We start from the raw sequence: 23,690 nt of genomic DNA on the forward strand, positions 1-23,690 counted from the left end.
TCTGGGGTTTATTATCTGAAAAGAACAAAGACCGGTAAAAGCAGGAACTAGGATTAAGATTAATTGATGCTCTCATTAGCCTTATATTTAGCCACTACCCGCTGGATGCGTTCATTGGGATTCAGCAGGTCGCTAATTGAGGCATCGTGGTTCAAGGTATCAATGATATATGCAATATATTTACTCATATCGCAGTCGATATACCACTCTCGCTCAAGCAATTCTGCAGGCTGGTAAATTAAATTGGTAGTCAGAACCTTATCAATAATACCATTTTCATATGCCTTGTCAAACCGCTCAAAGCCTTTGGTAAACAGGCCGAAGGTAGCGCATATAAATATTTTACGGGCTTTACGCTCCTTTAAGGCTGTTGCAACCTCCAAAACGCTCTCCCCGGAAGAAATCATATCGTCAATGACAACCATATCCTTTCCGGCAACATCGGAACCTAAAAATTCATGGGCAACAATTGGATTGCGGCCATCTACAATACGGGTGTAGTCTCTCCTTTTATAAAACATACCCATATCCAGACCAAGCACATTGGCCATGTATATAGCACGTGTCATACCGCCTTCATCCGGGCTGATTACCATCATATGGCCTACGTCAATGTTAAGGCCTTTTACATGTTTTAGCAGGCCTTTGATAAACTGATAGGTAGGCTGAACGGTTTCAAAACCGTGCAGAGGAATTGCATTTTGTACCCTTGGATCATGGGCATCAAAGGTAATGATATTATCTACGCCCATATGTACCATTTCCTGAAGGGCAAGGGCACAGTCAAGAGATTCTCTGGCAGTTCTTTTATGCTGTCTGCTCTCGTACAGGTATGGCATGATGACGGTGATACGCCTTGCCTTTCCGCCTACGGCAGCAATAATTCGTTTTAAATCCTGATAATGATCATCAGGAGACATGTGATTTTCATGCCCGCACATATAATAAGTCAGGCTGTAATTCGCAACATCTACAAGAAGGTAGAGGTCGCTTCCCCTTACGGATTCTAAAATCATTCCCTTAGCCTCTCCGGAGCCAAAGCGGGGCACCTGGGCTTTTAAGATGTAGGAATCCCGCTGATAGCCGGCAAAGGCAAGGCTTGTCTTGTGCTCGCTCTCGCGGACCGTACGCCATTTTACCAGATAATCATCCACCTTTTGACCAAGAGCTTTACATCCTTCTAAAGGGATAATTCCAAGGGAACCTACAGGTATCGTTTCCAAATTTCTTGTTTCCTCACGCTGAGCCATATGGTACCTCACTTTCTGTTTTGAAGTCGCTTTTTTAGCATTCTAATATCTGTTCCAGTGAATTTACAAATAGTATATTGGTTAGTTACTCGGGAAAAAACCCGGTCTGAGTAACGATTCCGCAAGTCCTCTAAGGATAAGTTGGTTGAAATAATAGTGGATTTTTTGTTTAGATGCCGTTGATTTAACAAGGAGAAAAACACGGAAACGGCAACATTGTTGGTGTATTCAGTTCCAAGGTCATCGATGATGAGCAGATCACAACCATATAAATCTTCATGGAAGCTGACAATATCATCTTTATTTTTATAATCGAACATATTTCTGGATAGAGTTTCAAAGAGTCCGGCGGCGCTGAAGTAAATAACGGAATGTCCGCTTTCGATCAGTTCCCTGGCAATGCAGCCGGATAGAAAAGATTTGCCTGTACCTACTGTACCATAAAAGAATAAATTATGATAGTCTGAATCAAAAGTTTTAATAAAGTTTTTGCATGCCCTTACAGCATTTTGAAAGCGCTGTAAATCATCGCCCTGATAATAGTCATAGGAAAGAGTGCTGAAATTTTCTTTCTCTAGCTGTTCCCGAATGCCGGACTGCTCATATAGAAGGTCGATGATGGCCTGCTTAAAACAGTGGCATTTGGATCCGTCTATATAGCCGGTATCCATACAGTCAGGACAATGATAGACAGGCGTAAGATAATCAGCCGGATAGCCCGCTTCCTGAAGAAGCTGCTGCTTCTTGGCGGAAAGAGAGCTTATGGAAGCATGCAAATCTTCCAAGGCATTTTCATCTCCGCTAAGGAGCTTTTTGCCCTGGGATACGGAGATGGAGGCGATGGATTCGCAGAGAGCGCGATAACCCGTTACACGGGCATATACCTCTGCTGTTCGAGCTTCCACAAGATGACGGGCAGATGTTTGTCTGTCCTCATATTCACGCATGATAGTTTCATATTGGGAGTTACTAAGCGCCACAGTTTTTCTCCTTTTATAATAGGGAAAGAGAAGACTTTTTATTAATTGCTTAAAATTTCTTTCTCGAGCTCCTCAAAATCATATTCGCTGTGCATAAATTGGTTAAACTGATCAAGATTCTTATTTCGGGGCTTTGGCGTTATGGCCCTGCTCTTTGCATAAGCCTCATCCAGGGCTTTAATATCAGATTTATGATGAACCTGTTTTTGATGCCAGCTAGATAAGATACTGTCAGCATATTCAAATCGGTGATTGTCCGTGGCCATGACCGTCCGGCTGCAGGCCTCAAGGATAATATCTTTTGTGAAGCCGTATGTTTTATTCCATTTAAGAATATAATCAGCCTCTGCTTTGGTAGGAATGCCTGATTTGCCCAAAGCTTTCATAACATCATAAACGGACTTTTCATATTTTACAGCAAATTTAGCTGCCTGCTTTGGCGTGGTAATGCCCTCCTGGGCCCAGCTGATGGCAACTTTTTCTATGTAACGGAAATCCTTCTTCCCTTTGTCAACGCAGTATTGAATCAAATAGTCTATCAGATCCTCGGAAAAGTTAAGCCTGTCCGCAAAAAAGAGAATCGTTTTAATCTCGGAAGGACTTAAAGGCTTTCCAATATACTGCTCCGCAACAAAGAGAAGCTGAGCCGTTTCTTCCTTATTCTGAAATTCCTTTAGCTGGTCAAGGCTATAGGAAGGCTTACAAAACTCAGATTTTACGTTAAGGGTCTCCTGCCTTGGAGCCTCCTGCTTGGATGGAAGCTGTACAACGGGAGCTAACGCCACCACATCGTTAGCAGAGCGTTTGGAAACATTAAGAAGACGAATCCCTGAAAGGTTCTTAGCTTCATCATATTCCAGAGCAAGGAGACGGTTCTTTTCCCAATATTTAAGAGCCCTTACAACATCCTTTTCCGTGTGGTTAAACTGATCTGCGATATCGGACACACTGGTAGAGAGACCGGCACCCATAACACGGAGCAGATACAAATATATTTTTAACTGTGCATCGTTGGCATCCTTCATATATTCATCAATGAAAAGGTTGGACACAACGGTTATATCGGAACAATTTTCCTGATAAATTTTAAAGCGAGTCATGAGCCACCACCTGACCTCTATCTTATTTATACGAATTGAAAGCAAATTGAATTATAGCATAAGCATTCCAAAATTGAAATAGGAAAAATTTAAGGAAGTAAGTATTTACAAGGCTTTCCGGATTTTGTGGAAAGTGTGGATATTGTGGAAACAAGGTGGAGCTGGGAATTTTTCATGGGAAAATGCTTGTAAAATACGGGTTATTTACATGGAAACAGGTCCAAAAAATATCCACATATTTAAAAACCATTTTTGGAGTTAAATATGTGGAAAATGTGGATAATTATTGTTTTAAAAGATTTTCTCCAATGTTTAAAACATCTCCGGCCCCCATAGTTATCAACAAATCATCTTGTGTACAATATTTTAAAAGAAAATTTTCAATTTCCTCAAAGGAGGGGAAATAGTAACAGGTTTTTCCTAAAGCCTCAATTTCCTTTTTCAGGGTTTTTGAACTGATGCCAAGGTCATCGGTCTCTCTGGCAGGATAAATATCCGTAAGAACCACGCGGTCAGCCAAAGATAGGGCCTTGGCAAATTCCTTCATAAAAGCCTTTGTGCGTGAGAAGGTATGGGGTTGAAATACGCACCAGAGAGTTTTGTGAGCATAATTTTGGGCTGCGCTTAAAGTTGCGGTAATTTCTGTGGGGTGATGTGCATAATCATCTATTATAGTAACGCCCTGAACTTTCCCCTTGTACTCAAAACGCCGGTCGGTGCCATGGAAATGGAATAAAGCCTTTCTGATTGTAGAAAAATCAATGGCAAACAGATCTGCTAAGGCGATGGCAGCCAGAGCATTATCAATATTGTGCCTGCCAGGGACACTTAGGGAAATGTTTTCTCTCATGCCATTTTTTCCAACAACAAGGAAATCAGCGCATCCGTTTTGATAGCTTATCTGCTCCGGATGGTAATCATATTCATCTGTTCCGCCATAGGTTATGATGCGGCAGTTAAGGCCGTCAAGTATTGTGCCTATTTCAGGAATTTCACCGTTGATGATCAGGGTTCCATCTTCGGGTAAAAGAGCCGCAAACCGGTGAAAGGAATTGCGGATATCCGTTATATCCTTGAAAAAATCCAGATGATCCTCCTCTACATTAAGGATAACGCTAATCTTAGGAAAAAAGCTAAGAAAGCTGTTGGTGTACTCACAGGCTTCCGTTACAAAGCAGCTGCCGTGGCCAATACGGATATTACCGCCAATAGCCTTTAAGATACCGCCAATGGAAAGGGTAGGATCCGTCCCAGCCTCTAAAAGAATTTCGGAAATCATTGAGGTGGTAGTCGTTTTTCCATGGGTACCGCTTATGGCGATGGGCAGTTCATAATTTTTCATGATCTGTCCTAAGAGCTGGGCGCGGGTCAATGAGGGAATGCCTTTTTCCTGCATGGCAATATATTCCGGGTTGTCAGGATGAATGGCGCTGGTATAGACCACAAGGTCGATAGAATCGTTTAAATTTTCCGCCCTTTGCCCGTAATAAATGACAGCTCCCCTTTCTGCAAGGCGCTTGGTTAAGGGGGAGGGCTTTGCATCGGAGCCGGATACGGAAAAACCCTGATCCATTAATATTTCAGCAAGGCCGCTCATACTGATGCCGCCTATTCCTATAAAATGTATGGAAATAGGGTGGCTAAAATTTATCTGGTACATGATGAAACCTCCATTTTTCCAGGAACAGCTTCTTTCCTGGGGATTTGACTAATATAGTTTTGACTTAATTATATATAATTACACAATAAAAACCAATGACATTTTCAACAAAATAAGATATGAGAAAAGAAACCGTATACAATATGTTGTAAATTTACAAAAGATAAGGGATGGGAAAAAGGTGATGTATTGTAGAAAATTTACATAAAAGCAATATATTTTAATAAAAATTTTGTAAACAATATTCACTTTTCGGTAAACATATGATATACTATTCATATATTTTATGATTGGTACCTATATCAAAAATGTAAAATTACTTGTTTTGAGGTGATGACATGATAAAAAAAGAAATGATTGCTATGCTTTTAGCAGGCGGTCAGGGAAGCAGGCTGGGCGTGCTGACATCAAAGGTGGCCAAGCCGGCGGTATCCTTTGGAGGAAAGTATCGGATTATTGATTTCCCTCTAAGTAATTGTATCAATTCCGGAATCGATACGGTTGGCGTTCTGACGCAGTATCAGCCCCTGCGGTTGAATACACATATTGGGATCGGTATCCCGTGGGATCTAGACCGGAATATTGGAGGCGTGACTGTTCTCCCGCCTTATGAAAAGATTACCAACAGCGAGTGGTACACGGGTACTGCTAATGCAATTTTCCAGAATCTGGATTACATGGAAAGCTTCAATCCGGAGTATGTTCTGATACTTTCCGGAGATCACATATATAAGATGGATTACGAGATTATGCTGGATTTCCATAAGGAAAAGGGCGCGGAAGCTACAATTGCAGTTATGCCTGTTCCTATGGAGGAGGCGAAGCGGTTCGGCATTATGATTACAGATGAGAACAAGCAGATTACGGATTTTGAGGAAAAGCCTGCAAATCCAAGAAGCAATCTGGCTTCTATGGGTATTTATATATTTAACTGGAAGACCCTTAAGGAGGCTTTGATTGCCAATGCAAATCAGCCGGGCCTGGATTTTGGCAAACATATTATTCCCTATTGCCACAGCAAGGGAGAAGCCCTTTACGCCTATGAATTTAACGGCTATTGGAAGGATGTGGGAACGTTAAGTTCTTACTGGGAAGCAAATATGGAGCTGATTGACATTGTTCCTGAATTTAATTTGTATGAGGAATATTGGAAGATTTACACCAAAAGTGAAATCCTGCCTCCCCAATACATAGCAAGTGACTCTGTGGTGGAGAGAAGTATTGTGGGGGAAGGAGCTGAAATTTACGGTAAAGTATACAATTCCGTAATCGGCTGTGGCGTCATAATTGGAAAAGATACGGTGGTTCGTGATTCTATTATTATGAATCATACGGTAATCGGCGATGGATGTGAATGCTATAAGGCAATCGTAGCAGAGAATGTTACAATTGGAAATGGCGTGAAGCTGGGATTGGGGGATGAAGTGCCTAATGAAGCGGAGCCCCATATTTATAACAACGGTATTGTCACAGTAGGAGAGAAAAGTGTAATACCGGACGGCATCACAGTAGGAAAGAATTCTTGTATATTTGGAGTTACTTCAAAGGAAGATTATCCTGATAATTGTCTTGCAAGCGGAAAAACATTGATTAAGGCAGGTGATGAGCAGTGAGGGCAATTGGTATAATATTAGCAGGCGGAAACAATTACAGGATGAGGGAACTCTCAAAGAAAAGGGCTGTGTGTGCGATGCCTATTGCGGGAAGCTACCGGAGCATTGATTTTGCGCTTAGTAATATGACAAATTCTCATATTCAAAAGGTAGCGGTATTTACCCAGTATAATGCAAGAAGCTTGAATGAACATTTAAATTCATCCAAATGGTGGGATTTTGGACGCAAGCAAGGCGGATTATATGTATTTACCCCGGCGGTTACTGCGGAAAACAGTTACTGGTACAGAGGAACAGCGGACGCTATTGCACAAAACTTGTCCTTCTTAAAAAGTAGCCATGAACCCTACGTGGTGATTACTTCCGGTGATTGTGTATATAAGCTGGATTACAACAAAGTATTGGAATACCATATTACGAAGAAGGCCGACATTACTGTGGTATGCAAGACCATGCCGGCTGAAATGAATGTAGAGCGGTTTGGCACGGTCAGGATGAATGAGGAGAGTCGAATTGAGGAGTTTGAAGAAAAACCGGTAGTGGCCAAATCCAATACAATTTCCTGTGGCATTTATGTGGTCAGAAGACGTCAGCTGATCGAAATGATTGAAAAGTGTGCACAGGAAGATAGGCACGATTTTGTTAAGGATATCCTGATTCGTTATAAGAATATGAAAAGGATTTACGGGTACAAACTTTCAGAGTACTGGCGGAATATAGCAACAGTGGAAGATTACTTCAGTACGAATATGGATTTCCTTAAACCGGAAACGAGAGATTACTTTTTTAAACAATATCCGGATGTTTATTCCAAGGTGGGCGACCTGCCGCCGGCAAAATATAACGTGGGCTCTCAGGTCAGAAACAGCCTGATTTCCAGTGGCTGTATTGTAAACGGAACTGTGGAGGACTCCGTTATTTTCAAAAAGGCCTACATAGGAAACAACTGCTACATTAAAAATTCTATTATTTTAAATGACGTGTATATCGGAGACAATACCCACATTGAAAACTGTATTGTGGAAAGCCGTGATACAATTCGGGCTAACTCCTATCATGCGGGTACTGATGGCATCAAGATTGTACTAGAGAGAAACAACAGATACGTTATGTAATGAATGCGGGCAGGAAGAATTTACGTGCTTCACAAGAAGCTGATTTTGGACATGGCCAGGGCCATAAATGTTAAATAATCAACTAAGGGGGAAGGACAATGCAAATTACTGATGTGCGTGTAAGAAAAATTACGAAAGAGGGCAAGATGCGTGCTATCGTGTCGATTACCATTGATGATGAATTTGTGGTTCATGACATTAAGGTAATAGAAGGAGATAAGGGACTTTTTATAGCAATGCCCAGTAAGAAAGCAACAGATGGCGAATATAGAGATATCGCCCATCCGATCAACTCGTCTACACGGGAAAAAATACAGAGCATCATTCTGGACAGATATCAGAAGGCGCTGCTAGAACCGGACGGGGAAGTATGATAAGACAAAGATGGAGAGGGGTCATCGAAAGGATGGCCTCTTAATTTTATGGTCAACAAGGGATCACGCGAAGCGCGATCGCGTTTCATATGGACATTTTGGTTCTTTTTCAGTATAATTGGGATGATATTTATGGGTTAGGTGAAAATGAGGAATTAATATTATGGAAGTTATATTGCGCAATTTGACGAAAAGATTTCCCAGCCGTGACAGAAAAAAACGTGAGGATGTTATCGCTGTTGATGATTTTAACTTTCAGATTCCGGATGGCAGACTGATTGGACTGCTTGGGCCTTCCGGCTGTGGGAAAAGTACGACACTTAATTTGATAAGCGGTTTGCTCAAGCCTACTAGTGGCAGGATATTTTTTGGGGAGGATGATGTTACAGACTTGCCGCCGGAGAATAGAGGGATTGGGCTGGTGTTTCAAAATTATGCGCTTTATCCTCACTTGACGGTGAGACAGAATATTTTATTTCCTTTGCAGAACTTAAAAGGAAAGGACAAGCTTTCTAAAAGTGAAATGCTAAGCAAGGCAAACGAGGCAGCTAAGCTGGTGCAGATAGATGATTTGATGGACAGGAAACCTGCGGAGCTTTCCGGCGGTCAGCAGCAGAGAGTAGCAATTGCCCGGGCGTTAGTGAAAATGCCTCGGGTACTTCTTCTGGATGAGCCTTTGTCCAATCTTGATGCACGCCTAAGGCTGCAAACGAGGGAGGAAATCAGAAGAATCCAGAGAAAAACGGGGATTACGACTATTTTTGTAACCCATGACCAGGAAGAAGCCATGAGTATTTCTGATATGATCGTTGTCATGAAGGACGGGGTTGTCCAGCAGATCGGAAAGCCTCAGGAGGTGTATGACAATCCGGAAAATATGTTTGTTGCAAGATTTCTTGGGACGCCGCCCATCAATTTGTTCGTGGGGCAGGTGAAGGACAATCAATTGTATATAGGTAAGGATGCGGTGCTGAGGCTTAAAGGCATTGGAAATCAGGAGGTCTTGGTGGGAATCAGACCGGAGGGTTTCATTTTACAGGAGGATGGGCCGCTTTGCTGCACGCTAAGTGGTGTGGAAGTGATGGGGCGTGATACCAGTGTAGTGTCTCAAAATGAGGCCTCATTGAATCAGACCATTCGTGCCATAGTAGGGACAGAGCATTTGGTAATGGAAACAAAGGTCAGGTTTGCCTTAAAGCCTCATAAAGTGTTTCTATTTAACAGGGAAACAGAAAAACGAATTGATTTTGAGGTAGAGGCATGAGGAAAAGAAAACTGACTGACTGGGGTTTAAAGGGATGGCTGTATCTTTTACCGGCAATTCTCTTTCTGGGCTTTTTTATGGTGTACCCACTGCTAGACGTTTTTATCTATTCTTTCGAGGAAGGGTACAATTCCGCTTCACAGACTTATTATGGGGTTGGATGGTATAACTATTCCTATATTTTGCATGATCCTTATTTTTTACAGGCTGTAAAAAATACCTTTATATTGGTTATGATCACGGTGCCGTTATCAACGGGGATTGCGCTGCTTATTTCGGTTGCTTTAAGTTCCATAAAGACTTTGCGCGAGCTGTTTCAGACAATTTATTTTTTACCCTATGTGACAAATACGCTGGCGGTGGGGCTTGTATTTATGATTTTGTTTCAAAAGACGGCATACACAGATGGGCTGGTTAATCTGTTCATCAACTGGTTTGGCGGAAGTAGTGTTGACTTTATTGACGGACCTTACTCTGCCAAAATGTTTGTGCTGTGTTTTTATACCATATGGGTGGTAATGCCGTTTAAGATATTGATTTTGACCAGTGCCCTTTCCTCTGTGAACCAGGTATATTATAATGCGGCAAGGGTTGACGGCACGTCTAAAATCAGGACGTTTATGCGCATTACTTTGCCAATGATTTCACCGATGATTTTTTATCTGGTTATTACAGGATTTATCGGTGCTTTTAAGGCTTATAGCGATGCGGTTGCACTGTTTGGCACCAACTTAAATGCGGCGGAAATGAATACGATTGTAGGGTATGTTTACGATATGCTCTATGGGGACAGTGGGGGATATCCCTCTTATGCCTCGGCAGCGGCGATTATTCTGTTTTCTATTGTGCTGACGATTACGTGTATTAATTTGTTGATGAGTCAAAAGAAGGTTCATTATTAAATTTATGGATCGCTGGCAAGAATGGGGGAATAAAGTGACAGATTACGGTGAAATTGAAAAAAGGGCTAAAACCCGTAAAACAGCTTTGAATACAATAACCTACATCCTATTAGTTTTTTGGGCGGTTATTGTGTTGTTTCCTTTTTACTGGATGATTTTAACGTCCGTAAAAAGTTATAGTGCGTACAATTCGGAATATATTCCGGCTTTTTTTACCCTGTCTCCTACACTGCAAAATTACGCGGATGCTTTTACGGCTGTACCGCTTGGGAGATATTTTGCCAATACGGTTATTTTTACTGTGGTAACCACAGCGATTATGCTTGTGGTGATTACGCTGGCGGCCTTTGCCATTGCCAGGCTTGACTTTAGAGGAAAAAATATTGCCTTTGTGATTTTCCTTTCATTAATGATGATTCCAAATGAATTGGTTATCATAACAAACTTTGTAACGGTTACGAATCTGGATATGCGAAATACCTTTCCGGGACTTATTCTGCCGTCCGTCACCTCTGTTTTTTATATTTATCTACTGAAGGAGAACTTTGAGCAGATTCCGGACAGTTTATATTATGCAGCGAAGGTTGACGGTACATCGGATTTAAAATATCTGTTGAGAGTAATGATACCTATATCCAAGCCTACACTGATTACAATTACGATATTAAAAGTGATTGAATGCTGGAATTCTTATGTGTGGCCGCGTTTGATTACAGATGATGAAAACTATTTTCTTGTTTCAAATGGGATTCAGGAGATTCGGGAAAATGGGTTTGGCCGTGAAAATATCCCGGCAATGATGGCAGCGGTGGTGGTAATTTCCCTTCCGCTTATCATTCTGTTTTTGATATTTCGAAAGAAAGCAATGGCCGGTGTTTCAAGGGGAGGGACAAAAGGATGATGAAAGCAGGAAAAAGGATTTTATCGCTTGTCCTTTTGGTGGTGTCTATGACAGCCGGCCCCTTAGCGCTTACTGGCTGTCATGGTTCGAAGGGCTTAGGCGCTTTTCATATGCCGGAGGAATTTGGTTTATCCGGAAATTATGAAATTACATTTTGGGCAAAAAATGATACCAATAAAACGCAGACAGCCATCTATGAGCAGGCAATTGTTGATTTTGAAAAGCTATATCCCAATATTACTGTAAATCTGCGTTTATATACGGATTATGGTAAGATTTACAATGATGTGATAACAAATATCACAACGAATACAACGCCTAACGTATGTATTACTTATCCGGATCACATTGCAACCTATTTGTCAGGGACGAATCTGGTGGTACCCCTTGACAGCTTATTTGATGATGAGAAATACGGTCTTGGAGGGAGTGAAGTTAGGTTCGCTGCGCCTTCTGCAGAGGAAATTATTCCCCAGTTTCTGGAAGAATGTTTGATAGATGGGCATTATTATGCGCTTCCTTACATGCGATCTTCGGAGGCCTGCTATATTAATAAGACTTATGTGGAGGCTTTAGGCTATACGCTGCCGGATGTGCTCACCTGGGATTTTGTGTGGGAGGTTTCGGAGGCGGCAATGGCGAAGGATGCGGAAGACAATTTTCTGATTAATGGACAGAAGGTACTGATTCCCTTTATCTATAAATCTACGGATAATATGATGATTCAGATGCTAAAGCAAAAGAATGCGGGTTATTCCACTGCTGATGGGGAACTGCTGTTGTTTCAGGATGATACAAAGGAGCTGCTTTACACCATAGCCGAACATGGGAAAAGCGGCGCTTTTTCCACATTTAAGATTTCCAGCTATCCGGCTAATTTTTTAAATACCGGCCAATGCCTGTTTGCAATAGATTCTACAGCTGGCGCCACATGGATGGGAACAAATGCACCTCTTTCCGATATCAGTGAAGATAAGGTTGTGGAATTTGAAACGGAGGTTATGACAATTCCGCAGTTTGATCCACAGCATCCGCAAATGATATCTCAGGGGCCTTCGGTCTGCATTTTTAATAAGGAGGATCCGCAGGAGGTTTTGGCCTCCTGGCTGTTTACCCAGTATCTTCTGTCGAATGATGTGCAGATTGCTTATGCCAGAACGGAAGGGTATGTGCCGGTAACCTCAAAGGCGCAGGAATCGGCAGAATATCAGGACTATTTGTCAAGATGCGGAGAAAACAATACGGATTATTATGATGTCAAAATTAAGGCTACAGAGTTGTTGCTGAATCATATCGATCATACATTTGTGACGCCGGTGTTTAATGGTTCGGCATCTCTTAGGGATGCTGCCGGACAGCTGATTGAAAATACCGTTAAATCTGTCCGGAGAAAGCAGGAAGTGAACGATGCATATATGGATAAGCTTTATGAGGATACTATTTCGCTGTATCGGCTGGATCAGTTAAACAGTGCGTCTTCGCCATCTTCCGGAAAGCGGGATTTAGGAGAGCTGCCCAAAACATCGGTTATATTGTTATCAAGTTTAGCAACAGCCTGGGCGTTGATTCTTACGTATGTTGTTGTGTGCAGAGTAAAAAGAAGAAATATGTGAGAATGTATTGATTTCTTGAAAATATCATGTATAATAAACTCGACAAAATTAACGATCCATTTTAAGGGTTTATAAGGAGGAGAAAATGAAAAAGTTTGTATCTTTATTGCTTGCTCTCATGCTTGTGATTGCTTGTGTGGGATGTGGAGGCAAAAATGAAAGCGTTCCTGCGGAGGAGGCCGTAGCAAATGAGCAGTCCGATGAAGGAACACAGGATGCTGCAGAGCCGGAAGCTGGTGCCAACGAAGAAACGGAAGCGGCTGCTGATGAAGAAACTACAGCACCGGAAACAGAGGCTGATGCTGACACCGCAACTGATGATGTAAAGTCTGAAGGCGTCATGACTTATGAGGAGTATGTTGCTGCAGAGCTTGACACAGAGGTTGTAGTTGAGACTTATGTTCAGGCAAAACAGTCCTGGTGGGAAGATAAGGCCACGGTTTACAGCCAGGATAAGGATGGCGGTTATTTCCTGTATAACATGGCGTGCTCGGAGGAAGATTATGAGAAGTTGGCAGTAGGAACAAAAATTAAAGTTACAGGCTACAAAGCAGAGTGGTCCGGTGAGGTCGAGATCATTGACGCAACCTTTGAGATCGAAGAAGGAAGCTATGTTGCCGAGGCTGAGGATGTAACAGCAATTCTTGGAGCAGATGAGCTGATTGATCATCAAAATAAATTTGTGGCATTTAAGGGTATGACGGTTGAGGCCAGCCAAGATGCAGATGGAAATGATGTGGCTTTCCTGTACAACTGGGACGGTTCCGGACAGGATGGAGATGACCTGTATTTCAATGTTTCCCTTGATGGTTCCACCTATACATTTACAGTAGAATCTTATTTGTGTGACAATACTACAGATGTATATAAGGCGGTTAAAGAGTTGAACATTGGAGACCAAATTGATATGGAAGGCTTTTTATACTGGTATGAGGGCGTTAATCCTCACATTACCTCTGTAATCGTAAAGTAATATAAAAGCAAATAAAAATTTCTAAAATTACACCCTGAAAATCAGAACATAGGTTTATTGTCTGATTTTCAGGGTGTTTTTAGCTCATTCTATATTTTATTTTCAAAAAGAGCGTCCTGAAAATGATGCATGACTTAACAATCAAGAAGTAGGTTTTCTCAAGGGACAGTCGGATAAACTAATCTTGCCTTTCAGGACATTGAGCCCGCAGTCATCCAAATAATCCTGTAAAATTGGAAGGGATTGGGAAGATGTAGGTCCTATAATGATTTCACCGATTAAATCGGCCAGGTGCATATTAAGCTTGCCGCACATTCTGTTCAGGTCAAGAGGGTAATACTTTTTGATTCGTTCTACCGATATATGGTATTTGGGCTCTATCATAAACTCATTTGAAATGAAGGGGGAAACGACCAAGCGATACTCTCTTTCACTTGCAAACGAAGGATGTTTGAAGGCAGCCGACTGCACCCATGCATCATACATTAAGCTTTGAAGCCCCGGTAAATCCTCAAAAAAGCGCTCCTGAGTTTTGACAAGCTGATAAAATGCAGTTACAAGGGGATGCTCTGTAATATCCTCCTGGTAATAAACCTCCTGCAGGGCAATTGCCTTGCCCACCATTTTTTGCATGAGGACTTCCCGGAATCCAATGCAGACACCTCGGCCAAAATGGCCATACCTGTCCCATTGGGCCGCATCATCTCTGTACTTTGAAAAACATGCGGCGTAGGCAGAATAGCGGAATTCTTTTGCCATTTCATGATGAAAAAAATCTTCCATTTGATTGCTTTTTTCATATTCGCCGTCTAATTGCAATTTTGCAGAAACGGCTTTGCAAAGCCCTTTCATGAAAAATCTCATTTCAGAAGCATCATTCATGTTAAGGATATTATTAAGCCTTAATTCAGCACAGCGGACAATTCCGTCAAACGCCGCAAAGTCAGTATAGTGATATAACATAGAAAACCTCCATATGCTAAAAAACAAGAGCAAAGCAATGCATCAATATTTTCGGGGCATCCGGTATTAAAAATATGAAAAGTAACTTGTGATACAATCAAATAAAAAGTATGGTCAATATAGCTAGAAACCTATATTTTTATATGTTATTATAAAAGATATGAAAAAAAATAGAAAGTCAAATTTGCGCTTATACCCCAATTTACGGGCTGCTGACAGAAATGGAGGATTAAGATGAATAATATTGAAAGAAGAGATGCGCAGATGGCGTACATATCAGATGATGCTATTTTTGAGGAACAGAAAAAATGCCGGAAGATTTTGCAGAAATTAAATACGGTAGACTGTTCCGATTTTGATGCAATTGGAAAGCTTGTAAAGGAATTGTTTGGAAAATCGGAGGGAGCCTTTCTCAATCCGCCATTTTACTGCGACTATGGTTCCCATATTGAGGTAGGTAAAAATTTCTTTGCAAATTATAACTGCATGATTATTGACGTGGCGAAGGTAAAAATTGGAGATAACTGCCAGATGGCGCCCAATGTGGCAATCTACACGGCAGGACATCCGGTGCATCCTGCTTCCCGTAATACAGCTTATGAGTATGGGATTGAGGTGACCATTGGCGACAATGTATGGATCGGCGGGAATACAGTGATTGTGCCGGGTGTACACATTGGCAGTAACACAGTAATTGGCGCCGGCAGTGTGGTTACGAAGGACATTCCGGACTGGGTAATAGCGGCAGGTAATCCATGTAAGGTGATTCGTAAGATTACGGAAGATGACAGGAAATTTTATTTTAGGGACCGAGAGTTTGATGCGGAAGCATGGAATCATATTCAACAGATGTGGAAAGCAGAGTAAAAACATTCGGAGAAAGGTGTATGGACAACATGAAGATATAAATATAGGAAGCCCACAGGTAGTTTCCTTCCTGTGGGCATTAATTTCTGGCGGAGTCGGAGGGATTCGAACCCTCGAGCCCCGGAGGGCTAACGCATTTCGAGTGCGCCCCGTTATGACCGCTTCGATACGACTCCATAAGTGCGTGCCAGATGTAAATGGGCACGCTTTTATTATACTTGTTTGTAAATTATAAGTCAATTCGAAAATGCTGTAACAGCTCCGTCATGCCCATTTATAAGTTACCAGGATATACAGTTTACACAAATAAAATACAGATTGGCTGGTGACTTATTTTCTGCTGGGCATCGGCCCTATAAAATGGAAGAAGCAAAATGCTTAAAAAATGCAGGTTGAAAAGGTTGTTTAAAAACATGAAATTATGTATAATAAAAATTACGTAAATAATGCGTTGCACAGCAAAAAGGAGGAATGGTAAGTGAAAAGAGTTGGTATGTTGACAAGCGGCGGCGACTGTCAGGCGCTCAATGCCGCTATGAGGGGTGTGGTAAAATGTCTTGTAAACAGCAAGGAAAAGGTGGAAATTTACGGATTTATTGATGGGTATAAGGGACTTATTTACGGAAATTTCCGTATGTTAGATGGCCGTGATTTCTCTGGTATACTCACAAAGGGTGGCACGATTCTGGGAAGCTCACGTACTCCTTTTAAGACCATTAAGGATCCGGATGAAAATGGTCTGGACAAGGTTGACGCCATGAAACAGAACTATTATAAGCTGCGTCTGGACTGCCTTGTAATTTTAGGCGGAAATGGTACTCATAAGACAGCAAACCTTTTAAGAGAAGAAGGCCTCAACATTATTACGCTGCCGAAAACAATTGATAATGATCTTTGGGGAACAGATATGACCTTTGGTTTCCAGAGTGCGGTAAATATTGCGGTTGATGCAATTGACTGCATTCATACCACAGCAGCATCCCACGGCAGAGTGTTTATTGTGGAAGTAATGGGGCATAAGGTCGGATGGCTTACTTTAAATGCAGGAATGGCAGGAGGAGCAGATATTATCCTCATACCTGAAATTCCATATGATGTGAAAAAAATAATTTCAAAAATCAAAGAACGCAACAACGGTGGAAGCAGATTTACCATTCTGGCGGTTGCAGAGGGCGCTATCTCCAAAGAAGATGCTAAGCTTTCTAAGAAAGAATATAAAGAAAAGATGAAGAATTATAAATTCCCGTCAGTTTCCTATGAGCTTGCACAGCAGATTCAGGAAAAGACAGGGGATGAAGTGAGAGTTACCGTACCTGGACATACACAAAGAGGCGGAAGTCCCTGCCCTTATGACCGGGTTTTTGCAAGTCGTTTAGGAGCAGAGGCAGGATCCCTTATTTTGAAAGGCGAATATGGCTTCATGGTGGGCTACAAGAATCGGGAGGTTGTGAAGGTACCTCTTGAGGAGGTTGCCGGTAAGCTTAAGATGGTTTCCCCGGATGCTTCCATTGTAAAAGAAGCAAAATTGCTGGGAATCAGCTTCGGCGATTAAGAAAGGCGCCTTAGGGCATTGTGAAAGGAAATAAGAGAAATGTCATATACGGCCCTTTACAGGAAATTCCGTCCTGCGACATTTGAAGATGTAAAGGGACAGGAGCATATTGTTACTACACTGAAAAATCAAATAAAGGCGGAACGCACTTCGCATGCGTATCTTTTCTGCGGTACCAGAGGAACTGGCAAAACAACCATTGCCAAGATTTTTGCCCGGGCTGTTAATTGTGAAAATCCAAAGGATGGAAGCCCTTGCGGGGAATGTGCTATCTGTAAAGCCATTGCAGCGGGAGCCAGCATGAATGTAATTGAGATTGATGCGGCTTCCAACAATGGCGTGGATAGTATTCGTGAAATTGTAGATGAAGTGGCATATTCTCCCGCTGAGGGGAAATATAAGGTTTATATTATTGATGAAGTTCATATGCTTTCCATAGGAGCTTTTAACGCCTTGCTCAAAACCCTGGAGGAGCCGCCTTCTTATGTTATTTTTATATTGGCAACTACTGAGGTCCATAAGATACCTGTCACAATTATGTCCAGATGTCAGAGGTATGATTTTAGGCGGATTACCATTGAAACTATATCAGACCGGCTGAAGGAATTGATGGAGATGGAACAGGTTCAAATAGAGGATAAAGCAATTCGCTATATTGCTAAGACAGCAGACGGTTCTATGCGGGATGCCTTAAGTCTTTTGGACCAATGTATTGCCTTTCATTTTGGTCAAAAGCTCACCTATGATAAAGTGCTTCATGTGCTTGGGGCAGTGGATACGGAAGTGTTCAGCAGACTTCTTCGGATAATTTTAAATGGTGATGTGACAGGAGCCATTTCACTTTTGGAAGAAATAATAATGCAGGGCAGGGAATTGACCCAGTTTATATTAGATTTTACATGGTATTTAAGAAACCTGCTTTTGGTGAAGACGGCAGATGGGATGGAAGATGCAATAGATGTTTCCACAGAAAACCTTGTAAGGCTCAAGGAAGAAGCGCAAATGGCAGAGAATGATGTGATTATGCGTTATATTCGGGTACTTTCAGAAATTTCAGGGCAAATTCGTTATGCCTCCCAGAAAAGAATACTGGTAGAGATGGCTATCATTAAATTGTGCAGACCTGGCATGGAGACAGATACAGGCTCGCTGGTGGATCGGATCAGGCAGCTGGAAGAAAATATCAAACGCTGTCTCGCTTGGGGAGACAGCTTATTGAATGAAAAGGGGGTACCGGTTGGTCTTCCGGTGGCGGGATTAGCGGGAAATTATGGTGGCACTGCCGTAACCCCTAAGCCGAAGGTGCAGGTAGAGCTTCCGAAAGCGATTCCTGAGGATGTGAAACAGGCCGTAGGGAGTTGGTCGGCAATTGTGGGAGAGACACCAATGCCCATGAAAGCATACCTGAAGAATGCGTACCCTAGTCTTGCAAAGGATGGAAGTTTGCTTGTGATTGTGCAGGATGGACTGCCTGCTGATTATTTCAGGGAGGATTCGCACAAGGAAGAATTTGAAAACATCCTTGCCAATTTTATGGAAAAAGAAATTAAGGTGACAATACAAGGTCCACAGCCGGGCAGAAATCCGGAGGAGCTTTTTCCGGATTTAACAAAGGTGATAAGCCAGGCGATTCACATGGAAGTGGAAGAATTAGAGGAAGATGCGCAAGACATGTATGAAACGAATCTCCCAATTTGCAGGGGAGTAGAAGGGAGAGTGTGAACACACACCAAATTTGTGCTTACGCCCCAATCTGTGGGTCGTTGGCAAGAATGGAGGATTAATATGGCGAAACGTGGTGGATTCCCGGGCGGAATGCCCGGCAATATGAACAATCTGATGAAGCAGGCACAGAGGATGCAGCGTCAGATGGAGGAAAATCAAAAAGAGCTGGAAACGAAAGAGTTTACCGCCAAAGCTGGCGGCGGTGCGGTTGAAGTGACAGTAACCGGCAAAAAGGAAGTGACAAAAGTCAAACTCTCCGAGGAGGTTGTAGACCCTGAGGACATTGAAATGCTGGAGGATTTGGTGATGGCGGCAACCAATGAGGCCCTTCGAATGGCTGAAGAAGCAAGTGCAGAGGTCATGAGTAAGATGACAGGTGGCCTTGGTCTGGGAGGAGGCCTTCCTTTCTGATGAATTTATATAGCGGACATATCAACAAATTAATAGATGAGTTGTCCGGATTGCCGGGAATCGGTTCTAAGTCAGCGCAAAGGCTGGCTTTTCACTTGATTAATATGCCAAAGGATAAAGTGGAGCGACTTGCAAAAACGATTATGGAAGCCAAAGAAAATGTTTGTTACTGTAAGGAATGCTTTACCTTGACTGATAATGAAGTCTGTCCGGTATGTGCCAATGCCAAGCGGGATCACAGTACGATTATGGTGGTGGAAAATACAAGGGATCTGGCAGCCTATGAAAAAACCGGTAAGTATGAGGGAATATACCACGTGCTGCATGGGGCTATTTCTCCTATGCTGGGTATTGGACCGGGAGATATCCGTCTTAAGGAATTAATCACACGCCTGGAAGGGAATGTTGCGGAAGTGATTATCGCAACTAATTCCAGCTTAGAGGGTGAAACGACAGCCATGTATATCAGCAAGCTGATTAAGCCTACAGGCATTAAGGTGACCAGAATTGCCAGCGGGGTACCTGTTGGCGGAGACCTTGAATATATTGATGAAGTGACGCTTTTGCGGGCCTTAGAAGGCCGGGTGGAAATTTAAGAATTATAGAACTTCGGGTTTTCTCTTACACATGAAAAGATTTTGGGGGTTAAGGATGATTACAAAAAAAGAATTCTTTGGAACAACAAAATCCGGTGAGGAAATTTACCGGTACTGGCTGGAAAATTCCAAAGGTATGCGGGCGGGCATTATCAATTATGGCGCTATTTTAGTGAATTTGTTCGTATCGGATAGGGATGGAAATATTGCTGATGTGGTTTTGGGATATGACACACTGGAGCCTTATTTTAAAAATGGATGCTTCTTTGGGGCAGTAATCGGGCCTAATGCAAACCGTGTTGGAAATGCATCCTTTGAACTGGAAGGACAAAAATATCAATTGCAGGTAAATGATGGCGATAATAACCTGCACAGCCATATGGAACAGGGATATCATAAGAAAGTTTGGAATGTAAACGAAAAGAATGACAGTATCGTTTTTTCTCTTGAGGATAAAGATGGAAGCATGGGCTTCCCGGGCAATAAAAAAATGCAGGTGATTTATTCCCTTACGGAGGATAATGAGCTAAAAATACAATATACAGGGGAAAGCGATAAAAATACCATTATCAACATGACCAATCATACCTATTTTAATTTATCAGGCCATAATGGGGGGAAGATTTGCGAACATATTCTTACCTTGAAGGCATCCGCATATACACCGGTAGGGGCTGGATCCATTCCAACAGGAGAAATCGCATCTGTTGCAGGGACGCCTTTTGATTTTACAAAGGCAAAGAAGATAGGGGAAGAAATTGACGTAGAGAACAAGCAGCTTAAAATAACAGGCGGGTATGATCATAATTGGGTGCTTGACGGACCAGAGGGAGTTTTGAAAGAGTTTGCTATTGTGATGGATCCTGCATCCGGGCGTTTAATGAAGGCGTACACGGATTTGCCAGGCGTACAGTTTTATGCAGGCAATTTTATTACAAAGCAGACTGGTAAGGAAAATGCCGTATATGAAGAACGGAATGGACTGTGTCTGGAAACACAGTATTTTCCTGATACTGTAAATAAACCTGATTTTCCTTCCGCCGTATTTGGGCCGGAGAGGGCGTATAAAAGTACGACTATTTATAAATTTATGTAGAAATTTTATGGCAGGTAATGACTGCTTTTGACGATGCATTACAATCCCGCTTTATGTCCGGCTATGTTAAACTTTAGACAGGCATGGAAGCGATTGAATGAAAGGGGGATTGTAATGCAGCTGCCGACAATGGTAAAGCAGATCGGAAAGATAAAAGGGGACGAACGTGTTTACTTAGAGGACTATGTCTGTACATATTTGAATGAACTTAAGATGGGGAAGGAAGTATTTCCTTTACGAGTTGCACTTTTTGGACATGTCTGCCGCAAAGAAAACCGAAAATTTTATCTGATATTTGGCGCTGCAAGCGTAATAGATGAACTGGAATATGGCAGGAACGAGGAACAGGTAAGAAAAGAATATTTTAAAGAATACGAACTGATTGGCTACGTTAATATATATGGTAATAAACAAAAACTTCCCAGCTCTAAGGAAGGATATTATATTTTTTATGATAAGAATGAGGCTATGCAAAATTATTTGATTTTTTGCTATGAAAAAAACGGGAAGCATGAGGAGACAAAAGCAGATAAAGAAAAAACAACGGAAAAGCTTATTCATATGCACAGAAAGCACTCCTTTTTTTCTATAAGGGACATGATTAAAAGGCTGATCTATGGGAGCTGTATTATTATATTGGCAATAGCAGTGAGTGCGATTAGTGATTATAATAAAATGTATGGATTCGTGGAAATGACCGGCAGGGCGGTAGCTTTGGTAGAGAATGTGAAGGACCATGCTTAAATGGGATGCCCTGATACGAAAGATTTGGAGATGAGCGGATGGCGAACATACGTGACTACTTAAAAGAAAAAGAGAAGCGGCAGAAGACCGAGAAGAAAATCGATTATAAAGAAAAAATCCGCAGTCATAAGCTGGCAATATTTTATCGGATCGTACTTACTGTGGCACTGGTTGTGGCAGCCGTAGCTTTTCTGATCATACAATGGAAAAATAAAGTATATACGCAAAGCACCATTACAAGCTCTTTTCCGGTCATTATTGTGCAGGGAGCAACGGCAAAGGCGCTTGGCGGTAATATACTTTTGTATAGTAAGGATGGGGCCAGCTGTATGGATGCGAAAGGCAATGCGGTGTGGAACCGGACTTATGAAATGCAGACACCGCTGATTTCCATCTGCGATGAGATGACGGCTATTGGAGATTATAATGGGCGTGCCATTTATGTAATGGATAAGAATGGTGAGAGAGGAACTATCAACACCAATCTGCCTATCAGAGATTTTTGCGTATCGGGGAGCGGCGTAGTGGCGGCTGTGCTTGATGATGTGGATATCACTAGAATATATGTATATAACGGAAATGAAAATACGGATGTGCCGATTGTATATGGGAAAGCTACCATGGATAAAAGTGGTTATCCGGTCAGTATTTCTCTGGCACCCAATGGAAATTTGATGGCAGTTTCATATTTATATGTAGATAGCGGAAATATGAAATCATCCGTGGCATTTTATAATTTTGGCGAGGTAGGTAAAAATGAAACGGATAACTATGTCAGCGGATTTGACTATTTAGATACAATTGTTCCGTATGTGCAATTTATGGATAATGATTCTGCTTTTGCAGTCTCTGATGATCGGATTGTATTTTTTTCCGGTGCGGAAAGGCCAGTGAACATTGCATCTGATTTTTTGGAGGATGAAGTACAAAGCATTTACTATAATGAAAATTATGTAGGGCTTGTCTTTCATAACCAGAGCGGAGAGTCGGCTTACCGGCTGGAGGTTTATAATGAATCCGGCGGTAAGGTGCACTCCCAGCTTTTTGATATTGAATATACAGATATTGTTTTTAACAAGGATCAGATTATCATTTACAATGACCTTGACTGCCAAATTTTCGGCATGAATGGAGTAGAAAAATTTGCAGGGAATTTTGAAAAGAATACATCTCTTGTGATTCCGACTTCTTCTGCTTATCGGTACGTGGTAGTGACATCTGATTCTATAGATACGATTGAGCTAAAATAGCAGGAAGGTACAAATGTATTACGTTTCACTGGCAGTGATCATCATTATATTCATATGGAGAATTACAGCCGGATTTCGCAAAGGGCTGGTTCAGGAGATAATTTCGCTCCTTGCTATGGTGGTGGCGGGCGTTTGCGTTGTCCTGATTATAGGAGCAATAGGCAGCTATATGGCTGAGGAAATAAGCGCAGTGGTTGAGATGATTGTAATCCTCTTTGCGGTGTGCGCGGTATACCGGCTGGTTCACGTACTGTTTACATCTTTAGAGTTAATCGCAAAGCTGCCTGTTATCAAGGGGCTGGATAAATTGATGGGGGCTGCAATAGGGTTGATTGAGGCTGGAGTAATTGTTGGAGTTTTGGTATACTTTCTTAAAAATTGGGGATTATCGGTTTTGACATAAACAGCGCAAAACTGACTTAAGCAGGCTAAAAATACCGTGATAATGGGCTCCAAAGCATGTGTCTTTCAAATTTTTTAAATTTTTTAAAAAAATTTTAAAAAATGTGTTGACAAAAAATGGTTCATTTGATATCATTTGAAAGTCGCACATCACAGTAATTAGTAAATGAAAATTGCCGGATAGCGGCAAAGAACCTTGACAAATAAACAGCAATGCAACCCTGAAAATTCAAAGAGGAACATTCAGATGGAAGTAAGAGGGAGAGAAGCCCAAAGTACATTCATCAGAAGGGAATCGTAAGAAAATTCAGAGAAAAGAGGAAGCTGTCAAAAAAGGCA

At 41.8% G+C, this 23,690-nt stretch carries 22 protein-coding genes and 1 tRNA gene; 17 read left to right on the top strand and 6 right to left on the bottom strand.

Annotation, left to right across the window (positions count from 1 at the left end):
• Positions 1–59: 59 nt before the first annotated feature.
• The 4 genes from D5281_RS04675 to murC form a co-directional block, all read right to left on the bottom strand.
• The gene (locus D5281_RS04675) at positions 60–1,250 is read right to left on the bottom strand and encodes a ribose-phosphate pyrophosphokinase (RefSeq protein ID WP_160558982.1); all 1,191 of its coding nucleotides are present in this window, start codon (positions 1,248–1,250) and stop codon (positions 60–62) included.
• 8 nt (positions 1,251–1,258) lie between these two features.
• Positions 1,259–2,230: an ATP-binding protein gene (locus tag D5281_RS04680; RefSeq protein WP_330584833.1), complete on the bottom strand. Its 972-nt coding sequence runs from the start codon at positions 2,228–2,230 to the stop codon at positions 1,259–1,261.
• A 41-nt stretch (positions 2,231–2,271) separates the two neighbouring features.
• On the bottom strand, positions 2,272–3,330 hold the full coding sequence (locus tag D5281_RS04685) for a DnaD domain protein (protein ID WP_160558983.1): 1,059 nt from the start codon (positions 3,328–3,330) through the stop codon (positions 2,272–2,274).
• 283 nt (positions 3,331–3,613) lie between these two features.
• On the bottom strand, positions 3,614–4,990 hold the full coding sequence (gene murC / locus D5281_RS04690; RefSeq protein ID WP_160558984.1) for a UDP-N-acetylmuramate--L-alanine ligase: 1,377 nt from the start codon (positions 4,988–4,990) through the stop codon (positions 3,614–3,616).
• Positions 4,991–5,328: 338 nt separating this feature from the next.
• On the opposite strand from murC, the gene D5281_RS04695 reads away from it, so the two are divergent.
• From D5281_RS04695 to D5281_RS04730, 8 genes are all read left to right on the top strand, one after another.
• Positions 5,329–6,603 carry a glucose-1-phosphate adenylyltransferase gene (locus D5281_RS04695; protein WP_160558985.1) on the top strand — a complete coding sequence of 425 codons (1,275 nt, stop codon included), beginning with the start codon at positions 5,329–5,331 and terminating at the stop codon, positions 6,601–6,603.
• On the top strand, positions 6,600–7,718 hold the full coding sequence (gene glgD / locus D5281_RS04700; protein ID WP_330584834.1) for a glucose-1-phosphate adenylyltransferase subunit GlgD: 1,119 nt from the start codon (positions 6,600–6,602) through the stop codon (positions 7,716–7,718). The genes D5281_RS04695 and glgD overlap by 4 nt, the downstream gene beginning before the upstream one ends.
• Positions 7,719–7,816: 98 nt before the next feature.
• Positions 7,817–8,092: a septation regulator SpoVG gene (spoVG, locus tag D5281_RS04705; RefSeq protein ID WP_160558986.1), complete on the top strand. Its 276-nt coding sequence runs from the start codon at positions 7,817–7,819 to the stop codon at positions 8,090–8,092.
• 163 nt (positions 8,093–8,255) lie between these two features.
• Entirely contained in the window at positions 8,256–9,356 is a 1,101-nt protein-coding gene (locus D5281_RS04710; protein WP_160558987.1) for an ABC transporter ATP-binding protein, read from the top strand.
• Positions 9,353–10,258, top strand: coding sequence for a carbohydrate ABC transporter permease (locus tag D5281_RS04715; protein ID WP_160558988.1), 906 nt, complete (start codon positions 9,353–9,355; stop codon positions 10,256–10,258). Before D5281_RS04710 ends, D5281_RS04715 begins: the two co-directional genes overlap by 4 nt.
• A 34-nt stretch (positions 10,259–10,292) precedes the next feature.
• Positions 10,293–11,159 carry a carbohydrate ABC transporter permease gene (locus D5281_RS04720; RefSeq protein ID WP_330584835.1) on the top strand — a complete coding sequence of 289 codons (867 nt, stop codon included), beginning with the start codon at positions 10,293–10,295 and terminating at the stop codon, positions 11,157–11,159.
• Complete coding sequence (locus D5281_RS04725) at positions 11,156–12,772, top strand: ABC transporter substrate-binding protein (RefSeq protein ID WP_330584836.1); 1,617 nt, start codon at positions 11,156–11,158, stop codon at positions 12,770–12,772. The genes D5281_RS04720 and D5281_RS04725 overlap by 4 nt, the downstream gene beginning before the upstream one ends.
• Before the next feature lie 85 nt (positions 12,773–12,857).
• On the top strand, positions 12,858–13,745 hold the full coding sequence (locus D5281_RS04730) for a hypothetical protein (RefSeq protein ID WP_160558990.1): 888 nt from the start codon (positions 12,858–12,860) through the stop codon (positions 13,743–13,745).
• 141 nt (positions 13,746–13,886) lie between these two features.
• On the opposite strand, the gene D5281_RS04735 is transcribed toward D5281_RS04730, so the two are convergent.
• Positions 13,887–14,708 carry a DUF2971 domain-containing protein gene (locus D5281_RS04735; protein ID WP_160558991.1) on the bottom strand — a complete coding sequence of 274 codons (822 nt, stop codon included), beginning with the start codon at positions 14,706–14,708 and terminating at the stop codon, positions 13,887–13,889.
• 234 nt (positions 14,709–14,942) lie between these two features.
• On the opposite strand from D5281_RS04735, the gene D5281_RS04740 reads away from it, so the two are divergent.
• A complete protein-coding gene (locus tag D5281_RS04740; RefSeq protein WP_160558992.1) occupies positions 14,943–15,575 on the top strand; it encodes a sugar O-acetyltransferase in 633 nt (210 codons plus the stop codon).
• An 87-nt stretch (positions 15,576–15,662) separates the two neighbouring features.
• On the opposite strand, the gene D5281_RS04745 is transcribed toward D5281_RS04740, so the two are convergent.
• Positions 15,663–15,751: transfer RNA gene (locus D5281_RS04745), tRNA-Ser, on the bottom strand.
• Positions 15,752–16,053: 302 nt separating this feature from the next.
• Here D5281_RS04745 and D5281_RS04750 point away from each other — a divergent pair.
• The 8 genes from D5281_RS04750 (at position 16,054) to D5281_RS04785 (ending at position 23,352) form a co-directional block, all read left to right on the top strand.
• Positions 16,054–17,127 (top strand): 6-phosphofructokinase, encoded by a 1,074-nt coding sequence (locus D5281_RS04750; RefSeq protein WP_330584837.1) that lies wholly within the window; start codon positions 16,054–16,056, stop codon positions 17,125–17,127.
• 39 nt (positions 17,128–17,166) lie between these two features.
• Positions 17,167–18,849: a DNA polymerase III subunit gamma/tau gene (gene dnaX, locus D5281_RS04755; protein WP_160558993.1), complete on the top strand. Its 1,683-nt coding sequence runs from the start codon at positions 17,167–17,169 to the stop codon at positions 18,847–18,849.
• Positions 18,850–18,912: 63 nt separating this feature from the next.
• Complete coding sequence (locus D5281_RS04760) at positions 18,913–19,263, top strand: YbaB/EbfC family nucleoid-associated protein (RefSeq protein WP_160558994.1); 351 nt, start codon at positions 18,913–18,915, stop codon at positions 19,261–19,263.
• Positions 19,263–19,859, top strand: coding sequence for a recombination mediator RecR (recR, locus tag D5281_RS04765; protein WP_160558995.1), 597 nt, complete (start codon positions 19,263–19,265; stop codon positions 19,857–19,859). The genes D5281_RS04760 and recR overlap by 1 nt, the downstream gene beginning before the upstream one ends.
• A 55-nt stretch (positions 19,860–19,914) precedes the next feature.
• Positions 19,915–20,955 (top strand): aldose epimerase family protein, encoded by a 1,041-nt coding sequence (locus D5281_RS04770; protein ID WP_160558996.1) that lies wholly within the window; start codon positions 19,915–19,917, stop codon positions 20,953–20,955.
• Between the two features lie 114 nt (positions 20,956–21,069).
• Positions 21,070–21,699 carry a hypothetical protein gene (locus D5281_RS04775; protein WP_160558997.1) on the top strand — a complete coding sequence of 210 codons (630 nt, stop codon included), beginning with the start codon at positions 21,070–21,072 and terminating at the stop codon, positions 21,697–21,699.
• Positions 21,700–21,737: 38 nt separating this feature from the next.
• Positions 21,738–22,949: a DUF5711 family protein gene (locus tag D5281_RS04780; RefSeq protein WP_160558998.1), complete on the top strand. Its 1,212-nt coding sequence runs from the start codon at positions 21,738–21,740 to the stop codon at positions 22,947–22,949.
• Between the two features lie 13 nt (positions 22,950–22,962).
• Positions 22,963–23,352: a CvpA family protein gene (locus tag D5281_RS04785; RefSeq protein WP_160558999.1), complete on the top strand. Its 390-nt coding sequence runs from the start codon at positions 22,963–22,965 to the stop codon at positions 23,350–23,352.
• The last annotated feature ends 338 nt before the right edge of the window (positions 23,353–23,690 follow it).

This window comes from Parablautia muri (genome assembly GCF_009917485.1).
Lineage (GTDB): Bacteria > Bacillota > Clostridia > Lachnospirales > Lachnospiraceae > Suilimivivens > Suilimivivens muri.